This is a genomic window from Fusobacterium varium, from assembly GCA_021531615.1.
GTDB classification, from domain to species: Bacteria; Fusobacteriota; Fusobacteriia; order Fusobacteriales; family Fusobacteriaceae; genus Fusobacterium_A; species Fusobacterium_A varium_C.
The window spans coordinates 23,507-30,776 of the sequence record JADYUE010000028.1; the positions used below are offsets into that span (position 1 = coordinate 23,507).

Below are 7,270 nucleotides of genomic sequence, written 5' to 3' on the forward strand. Positions count from 1 at the left end.
AAAATGATAAAGTTTATAAATGATAATATAGTATTTGTAGGTGCAGCACGTACTCCAGTAGGAGCTTATTTAGGAGATTTAAAAACAGTTAAAGTACAGGAACTAGGAGTTATAGCATTGACTGAAGCAATAAAAAGATCTAAATTAGAAAAAGAAGATATAGATGAAGTAATTTGTGGACATGTTACAGGGTCTCAAACAACTAATAACCTGGGAAAAATTATAGGAATAGATGCTGGATTGCCTGAAAAATCAACAGGGATGACAGTAAATAGAATATGTGGATCAGGAATACAATCGGCTATTTGTGCAACACTTGAACTATTAACAGGAAAGAAAAAAGTAATAGCTGCTGGAGGAGCAGAATCTTTATCAAGAGCTCCATATCAACTTCCTGAAGAAATTAGATTTCAAGGATTAAGAATGGGAGATTCTAGATTAATTGATGCAAATGATGAGGGACACCGTACAGCATCTGGTAAAAATTCAGGAGTAAATCATATGGGAAATACTGCTGAAAATGTAATAAGAATGTTAAATATTCCTAGAGAAGTACAGGATCAATTTGCTTTTGATAGTCAAATGAAAGCTAAAGAGGCCATAGAAAATGGAAGATTTGCTCAAGAGATTGTTCCAGTGGAGATTAAAGAAAAAAAAGGAAAAGTAACAATAGTAAGTGCTGATGGACATCCAAAACCTAATACAACTTTAGAGGCATTAGCTAACTTAAAACCTGTTTTTGAAGTAGATGGATGTGTGACAGCTGGAAATGCATCAGGGCTTAATGATGGAGCAGCATTTGAAATAATGACAACAGAAACTATTGCTAAAGAGAGAGAGCTAGAGATAATGGGAAGAGTTATAGACTATGCTATTACAGGAATTAAACCTAATATTATGGGGTTAGGACCAGTTGCAGCGATTGAAGAAGTATGTAATAATAATAACTTAAACCTATTAGAAGATATAGATATTTTGGAGATAAATGAGGCTTTTGCAGGACAAACATTAGGATGTTTAATGGAATTAGGAATAGATTTAAACTCAGATTTTTACAAAACTAAATTTAATCCACATGGAGGAGCTGTAGCTTTAGGACATCCATTAGGAATGTCTGGAGCACGTATAATAACTTCTATTTTATATGAATTTAAAAATCGTCCAGAAATACGTTATGCTATTGCATCAGCTTGTATAGGTGGAGGCCAAGGAATAGCTCTATTAATAGAAAATGGATATTATAATCATGAAAAATAAAGATAATTTTTATAAAAGATTATTAAATCTATCTATAGGAATAATATTAAATGGTTTTGCAGTAACACTTTTTGTAATGAGCAATTTGGGGACATCTACGGTGTCCTCAATTCCATATATTGTTAGTAAAATAATGGGTATAAATTTGGGAGTTATGCTTATCTCTTTCCAAGTGCTTTTAATTGGGATTTTAATCTTAATTCGTGGGTTTAAGATGACAGATTTATATTCAGTAATTGTTGGAATTTGTTTTGGAACAATAGTAGATGTTTGGACTTATATTTTAAAAAATATTGGTATTGATACACTTTTTCCAATGATCCTTTTAATAACTGGAATTTTATTACTTCCATTAGGAATAACACTTACAATAGAAAGTAATCTTTGTGCTATTCCATTTGATTTATTTGTTAAGGATATAGCTATTTTAACTAAAGTTAAAATAGCTAAAGTAAAAACTATATTTGATATTTCATGCATAATAATTACATTGACACTATCTTTTGTATTTTTAGGAAAGAATTTAGGGATAGGAATAGGAACTATTATATCTACACTTATCACAGGAAAATTAATAGGATTTTATACTCAAATTCTTCATAAAAAGGGATAAATATAATATTATTTGGAGGAGAATATGGAAAAAATTAGGCAAAGATTTTATTACGATAAAGCTACTTTTTTAAAAATTTTCGTATGTTTCTTAATACTAGGAATATTTTGGGTAATTCCACCAATAGAACCTATAACTAAGATTGGAATGAGAGTAATAGGAAGTTTTATTAGTGCAGTTTTATTACTTTCTATTGTTGATACTGTGTGGCCAGTATTTTTTACCTTTTTAACTTTAGTAATGTCTGGAGTAATGGATCTGAATCAGATTTTAGCTGGATCATTAGGAAATTGGATATTTACTTTTGTTGTAACAAGTTTTATTATGACAATAGCTTTAAATGAAGTTGGATTTACATCTCGTTTAACAACTTATTATATGTCTAGAAAATTTGTAAATAATAGTCCTTGGACATTTACATTTGCTTTCTATACAATAGCTATGTTAATAGGAATGTTTATGGATCAAGCAGCAGTTGCAGCATTTTTTATACCTTTTACTATTGCTATATTAAGAAAATTAGGTTATGATAAAAATGATAAATATTCTCATGTATTATTAATGGGAGTTGTGTTTGCAATAAATATTGGAGGAGCAGCAACACCAATTTCTCATTCATTAGCTCTTTTAGGGTTAGGGATATATGAGCAGGCTACAGGACAAGCGGTAAATTTATTAACGTATATGATATATGGTATACCAGTTGCTATAGTTTTGATGATTATAATGTGTTTAGTAATCCGTTTTATAATAAAACCAGATGTTTCAAAATTACAAAACTTAGAGATAGATAAAATTTTAGAAAAAACAGAACCAATGGATTTAAAAGAAAAAGTAACAGCAATTATATTTTTTACAACAGTATTCTTCTGGGTATTTCCTGGATTCTTAATGTTATTCTTAAGTAAAGGACATCCGTTAATTCAAATATTCAGTAAATTTCCACTTACATTCTGGTCTTTACTAGCAGTAGTTTTATTGTCTGTAATTCGTATTAATAATGAGCCTATTATGAATTTAAAAGTTACAATAGAAAATAAATTCTCTTGGGGAATAATATTTTTCATATCTATTGGAGTATTATTAGGAAGTGCAGTTTCTAATCCTAAAGTAGGATTAAGTGAATTTGTAATCTTAAAGTTAAAACCTATTTTAGATACAGCATCTCCTCTAACAGTGGTTTTACTTTTTGCTTTTATAACTATATTATTAACTAACTTTGCATCTAATGTAACTACAATAACAGTAATGACAGGAGTAGCAGTAACAGTTGCAATGGCAAATAGTAATTTAAGTATTGAAGGATTAGTTTTAACTACAACTATGTGTGGATCATTAGCTTATGTGTTACCATCTTCTTTTGCAACAATTGCAATGCTACACTCTGATGAATATTCAAACAGTAAAATGGTTATTAAATATGGAAGTTTAATGGTGCTTATATCAACAGTAGTTACAACTTTTATAGGTTATCAAATAGTTTCGTTATTTGCATAGAATTAAATATTTATTAGATTTTTTCTAAGGAGAATAATTATGAATATACAAAATATCGAATACTTTATTTATATCTGTGAGAATAATTATAATATAACTAAAGCAAGTAAAAATCTTCACATTTCTCAACCAGCATTGAGCAAAATGTTAATTGGACTGGAAGATAGTTTAGAAGCAATTCTTTTTGTAAGAGATAAAGGGAGACTAGTGGGATTAACAGAGGCAGGAAAGATAGTTTTAGAAAGTTATAAAGAGGTTAATCTAATAAACAAACAGATGAGAAAAAAGATTAAAGAGTCTCAGAAAATAAAATTACCAATAGTCAGAATAGGAATATCCCCATATATTATAGATATTATTTTAGGAAAGTATTTAAATGAAATCTATGATAATGAAAAATATAGAATAGAGTTTATAGAGGCGATTGGAGAGGACTTAATTAATAAATTTGAAAATAATATATTTGATATTTTAATATCATTGAATAACTATAATATGAATAAACATAATTATTATTCTGAAAGAATAGTAGCAGATGAGTATATAGCTATAGTAAATAAAGATAATCTTCTTAATAGAAAAGAGAAACTTCATTGGAGTGATTTAAAAAATTATACTATTGCTATTCCTGCTAAAGGAAATCAAATAAATACTCAAATTATGAGAATATTGGATAAGGAAAATATACCAATTTTCAATTTATTAAGTATTCCATCTATAACTCATTTAATAGAGATTGTTCATGAAAAGGATATTATAACAGTTTTACCAAAAATCTTTTATGAAAAATATAAAAATAAAGAAGATATTAAAATAATACATTTTGAAAAACCTAAGTTTTGGGAGGTTGATATAAATATATTACGCGAAAATAGAATTGAAGATTCTGTTATATTTGAAATTTTAGGAAAAATAAAGAAGTTAATTAAAAAAAATTTTTCTCAAGATTTAGTTTAAAATACAGTTAAAAATGGAGTATTATAAAATTAATATCATTTTGTAACATACTATTAATTTAAATTAAAAATGAGGAAAGATTTTTATTTATAATTATATAATATTAAAATTAATTTTAATAAGTTTATAACTCATAACTAATTTTTGTATTGTACTTTTGTACAAAATAGTTATGAGTTTTTATATTTTTTGTATGCTATATTCTACAATTTATTTATATATAAAATAAAAATATTTGAAAAAAATAAAAAAATATGCTTATATTATATATAAAAATGTATTTAAAGAAATCAATTAGTACGTTGTTTTAGAGGAGAATAGAAAATGAAAGAAAGAGATAGAATAATACAGGAATATGTTCCAGGAAAACAGGTAACTTTGGCACATTTAATAGCACATCCAGATAAAGATATTTGTAAAAAAATTGGTTTAAATACTGAAACAACTCAAGCCATTGGAATACTTACAATTACTCCTGGAGAAGCAGCTATAATAGGAGCAGACATAGCTACAAAATCTGGAAATGTAGAAATAGGGTTTTTAGATAGATTTAGTGGGACATTAGTAATAAGTGGAGATGTATCTAGTGTTGAAACATCTTTAAAAAGTGTAATAGAATTTCTAAATTCAACTTTAAAATTTTCAACTTCAGAGATTACAAGGTCGTGATTTTATGAAAATTATGTTAGTTGGTCGAACAGGAGCTGGAAAAACAACATTAACTCAAAAAATCAATGGAGAAAATGTTGTATATCAAAAAACTCAGATGATTTCATATGAAGGAAATATTATTGATACTCCGGGAGAGTATATAGAACGTAAATTTTTTAGTAGATTAACAGTAATAGCTAGTGATGTTGATATAGTAGCATTAGTTCAATCAGCACAAGATGAAGAAACTTTTTTTCCACCTAATTTTTCTACAATGTTTAATGGAAAAAGTGTAATAGGTATAGTAACTAAAAAGGATTTAAACTTTAATTGTATTAAAGCAGAAGAATTTTTAAAATCAGCTGGAGCAGAAGAAATTTATTATACAGGATTAGAAGATGAGAAAGAAATTTTAAAATTGCGAGAAAGGATTGGATAAAAATGACAGCAAGAATTGTAATAGCTGAAGATGAGACATTAACAAGAATGGACATGGTAGAGATGCTTACTGAAAATGGATATGAAGTAGTTGGTGAAGCAGGAGATGGCTTAGAAGCTTTAAGAGAATGTCACGAAAAGAAACCTGATATTGTACTTCTAGATGTAAAAATGCCTTTAATGAATGGCTTACAAGTGGCAAAAGTCCTAAATGAAGAAAAATTTTCAGGCTGTATAATTATGCTGACAGCATATAATATTAAAGAATATATTCAAAAAGCAACAGAAAGTTCAGTGATGGGATATCTTATAAAACCTGTAGATGAGGATATTTTTCTTTCAAGGTTAAAAATGATTTATAATACACATCTTAGAATGAAAAAATTTCAAACTGAAGCAGTAGAAGCAAAATTAAAATTAGAAGAAAGAAAGAAAATAGAGAAAGCAAAAGGAATATTAATGAAAAATAAAAAGATTACAGAAGAGGAAGCATATCAAGAAATTAGAAAAATAAGTATGCAAAAAAGAATAACAATGGTAGAATTGTCTGAGATAATAATATTAACAGGGGATATACTATTATGATAAAGAATTATTGTAAAATGTGTTCTACATTAACAAGTTTAGATATAGAAAAATTAGAAAGGGTAGCAGAAACAGTATCTATACTTAGTAGTATTTTAAATATGGATGTATTTTTAGACTGTCCTACAAAAGATAAAGATAGAGCAGTGGTAGTATATCATGCAAGACCAGAAAAAAATAGTTTGTATTCGAAAAGAATTGATGGAGAGATAGCCCACTCTTCAAAAGAACCAGCAGTTTTTAGAACTTTTATAACTGGACTTCCATCAAAAAATTATAAAGCTATAACTCAAGAAGAGCAACAAGTATTTCAAAATATTATACCTGTTTTTAATTCTATACAAGAAACAATTGGAGTTATAATTGTAGAATATAGAGAAAGTCAAGAACATGAATTTAATTCAGATATGTTTAATTTCACAGCTACCAAACTTATAAAAGATATTGATTTTTCAAGAAGTAGAATACCAGAATTTGTAAAAGATGGAATAGTAGTTTTTAATCAAGATGGAGTAGTAACTTATATAAATAAAACAGCTGAAAAAATATATGCTTCTTTAGGATTTGAAAAATCTATTATAGGAGAAGAATTCCAAAATATTATTTTGACTAAGACAACTATTGTTGAAATTTTGAAGAGAAAACAAGAGGAACCAATAGATATTAGTATTTCAAATATGATTTTAACTATTTCATATTTTGTTACCTCTTTAGAAGAAGATAATTATAATATTGTTATGTTAATTAGAGATATTACTAAAGAAAAAAACAATGAACAAGAGATTTTAGTAAAATCAATGGTAATAAAAGAGATACATCATAGAGTAAAAAATAATCTTCAAACAATAGCTAGTCTTTTAAGAATACAAAAACGTCGTGTTGAGAATGAAGAAACAAAAAAAATATTTGATGAAACAATAAATAGGATATTAAGTATAGCTGTAACACATGAAGTTTTGTCTGAAAATGGGATGGATAGTTTAAGTATAAAAACTATATTGCAGTTATTATATAAAAATTTTTTTAAAAACACTATTGACAAAATGAAAAAAATAGAGTTTAATATGGTAGGTGATGATTTTATAATCAGTTCAGATAAAGCTACATCAGTGGCATTAGTAATAAATGAATTGATTCAAAATGCAGTTCACTATGCTTTTAGTGGCAGAACAGAAGGAAAAATTGATATTATTATTGAAAAGAAAACTTTTTTCTCTAAAATAACTGTTTCTGACAATGGCGTTGGAATGAATGTAGAAAAATATAGAGAAA

General features: G+C 27.0%; 8 protein-coding genes. All 8 read left to right on the top strand.

The genetic code is table 11. The annotated features are described in order from the left end of the window. Positions 1 to 3 precede the first annotated feature (3 nt). The gene (locus tag I6E31_08980; protein ID MCF2640099.1) at positions 4 to 1,257 is read left to right on the top strand and encodes a thiolase family protein; all 1,254 of its coding nucleotides are present in this window, start codon (positions 4 to 6) and stop codon (positions 1,255 to 1,257) included. Continuing rightward, on the top strand, positions 1,247 to 1,870 hold the full coding sequence (locus I6E31_08985) for a hypothetical protein (protein ID MCF2640100.1): 624 nt from the start codon (positions 1,247 to 1,249) through the stop codon (positions 1,868 to 1,870). The genes I6E31_08980 and I6E31_08985 overlap by 11 nt, the downstream gene beginning before the upstream one ends. A 24-nt stretch (positions 1,871 to 1,894) precedes the next feature. Then, entirely contained in the window at positions 1,895 to 3,367 is a 1,473-nt protein-coding gene (locus I6E31_08990) for an anion permease (protein MCF2640101.1), read from the top strand. 39 nt (positions 3,368 to 3,406) lie between these two features. Continuing rightward, a complete protein-coding gene (locus I6E31_08995; GenBank protein ID MCF2640102.1) occupies positions 3,407 to 4,324 on the top strand; it encodes a LysR family transcriptional regulator in 918 nt (305 codons plus the stop codon). 324 nt (positions 4,325 to 4,648) lie between these two features. Further along, a complete protein-coding gene (locus I6E31_09000) occupies positions 4,649 to 4,993 on the top strand; it encodes a BMC domain-containing protein (GenBank protein MCF2640103.1) in 345 nt (114 codons plus the stop codon). Positions 4,994 to 4,997: 4 nt separating this feature from the next. Continuing rightward, entirely contained in the window at positions 4,998 to 5,414 is a 417-nt protein-coding gene (gene eutP / locus I6E31_09005) for a EutP/PduV family microcompartment system protein (protein ID MCF2640104.1), read from the top strand. A gap of 2 nt (positions 5,415 to 5,416) precedes the next feature. Next, positions 5,417 to 5,998, top strand: coding sequence for a response regulator (locus I6E31_09010; GenBank protein MCF2640105.1), 582 nt, complete (start codon positions 5,417 to 5,419; stop codon positions 5,996 to 5,998). After that, positions 5,995 to 7,270, top strand: a 1,276-nt coding sequence (locus I6E31_09015) for a sensor histidine kinase (GenBank protein ID MCF2640106.1), incomplete at its 3' end; no start/stop codon positions are given. The genes I6E31_09010 and I6E31_09015, both read left to right, overlap by 4 nt.